The 1,964-nt window shown below is 63.7% G+C and carries 1 protein-coding gene; it reads right to left on the reverse strand.

From position 1 onward, the window contains the following. Positions 1-79 precede the first annotated feature (79 nt). Positions 80-1,756: an IS1634 family transposase gene (locus P3T40_RS44860; protein ID WP_429274082.1), complete on the reverse strand. Its 1,677-nt coding sequence runs from the start codon at positions 1,754-1,756 to the stop codon at positions 80-82. Positions 1,757-1,964: the final 208 nt, after the last annotated feature.

Here is a 1,964-nt window from a genome sequence, read left to right on the forward strand (position 1 = left end):
CCGAAGTTCCAGTGGCGACTGGGCGAGTTAGCCCTTGTGCCACATGCACTCGGGTTGAGTTCGGGGTTCCGGTTTCTGTCTACGGGTAGATCTGTCTGATCAGATCGAGGGCGTGATGCTGCGTCACGTTGGGCGTGGTGATGATGTCGAACGTCGGCGCCTCGGGGCCGACCCCGGGCGTGCGGCAGGTGTTGCGCACAATGCTGCCGAGTTCGGCCATCAGCGTGGAGAAGCTGTGGACGGGCGTGCCATCCGCCACGGTGCGACTCACCACCTTGTCCTGCGCCTGCTGCGAGCGCTGTGCCGGCGCCACGGGGTCACGCGTGGCCTTGGCGGCCTGGTCGGTGTCGGCGAACAACAGTTCACGCCAGGCTTCGCGCATGTGCCATTCCACGTAATACGCGAGCATGCACAGCAGAATGTGTGCGCGCACCCGATCAGCCGTGCGGTGGTGGATTGGTCGCACCTTCAGGTCCACCGTCTTCAGGCTGCGGAAGGCCCGCTCGACGTTGGCCAGCGCCTTGTAGTTGCGCACGCAGTCGGCCGCCTCCATGCGCGCGGCCTCGACCGAGGTGCGGATGATGTAGATGCCGTCCAGCGCGGCCTCCGCGGCGATCGCCTCGTGCTTGCGCGTGAACGAGAAGCTCCCGTCGCTGATCTGCAGTTCAAAGTGTTTGGCCATCTTGTACTGGTTGACCACCTTGCCCACGCGCAGCCCAATCGCATCGGCGCCCTTGAGCCTGCCCGCATCCACGCGTTCCTTGATCTGCTGCAGGTTCTTTTCGGTGGCAGCGAGCAGGTCCTGGCGCTTGTGCGCGCGCAGCGCCGCGAGCTGCGGATTGCGACACGCCACCAGTCGCTCGCCGGGATACTCCGGCGAGGCGATCTCCATGAGGTTGCGCTCATCGAACAGCCCCAGTTGCAGTTGGCCCTGCTCGACCAGTGTGCGGATCGACGCACTCTTCAACGCCGTGATCCAGTCGATGCCCTGCGTCTCGCGCAGCTCGTTGATGGCCTTGCTGGAAATCATGCCGCGATCGCCAACCATCACCATCTGCCCGACGCCGAAGCTCTCGCGCAGGCGCTTCACCTCGGGCAGGAAGGTGCTGCTGTCGGCCACGTTGCCTTCATGCACCGACACCGCCACCGGGCAGCCCCGTGCATCGGTGAGCAGTCCGTAATTGACTTGCAGCAGCCCCTTCTTGCCGTCGCGGTTGTGGCCCAGTCGAGCCAGCGGGCAAGTGCTCCCCTCGAAGTAGCTGGAACTCAGGTCGTACAGCACCAGGCCGCCGTCGCTCAAATGCCGCGCGGCGAGCTTCTTCTGGATCGCGTCCTGGCGCGCGAGCAGCCAGTCCATCGCCGCGTACAGATCGTCCTCGTTTGCGTCGGCTACGCCGAAGTCCGTCGCCAGCGTGGTGGTGTGCCACCAACGCGTGGTGGCCAGCTTCGTATGCGGCGCCACGATGCGCGCAGCCACCATCGCCAGTACCCGTTCGCGCTCAGCGGAGGGCTTGCTGCCCAGCAGCGACGCGAAGTCCAGACGCTGCATCGCCAACTCAACGGCGAGTACATGGCCGTGAGCAAGTGAGCCGGTGACCTCGAACGCCTGGCCCAGCGGCACGAACGTCTCGCCCTGCAGCGAGCGGCGAATGATCTCGATCAGCGGCTCGGGCAGATGCGAGAGGTTACCCAGCGTCTCGTTCTTGACCTTGCCGTCCTCGCGGTAGCTACGCCGCAGCAGGTGCGTACGGTACACCTTGCCCTTGTAGGTGCGCGTTGTGGTGACGACGTGAGCGGATCCAGTTCTGCTTGCCATACACAGAATATAGAAAATCCTGCGCAGATTTCAAGGTATTTTAGTGACTACATTTTGTAATCAGCAGGAAGCATTTCGAAAGCGCAGATGCCTTGAAACACGTGGGTTTGCACCCGCTCGGTGGCTTCCTTGGATGGGGGAACTTCGG

This window comes from Paraburkholderia sp. EB58, from assembly GCF_050436665.1.
In the GTDB taxonomy this organism is placed as follows: Bacteria; Pseudomonadota; Gammaproteobacteria; order Burkholderiales; family Burkholderiaceae; genus Paraburkholderia.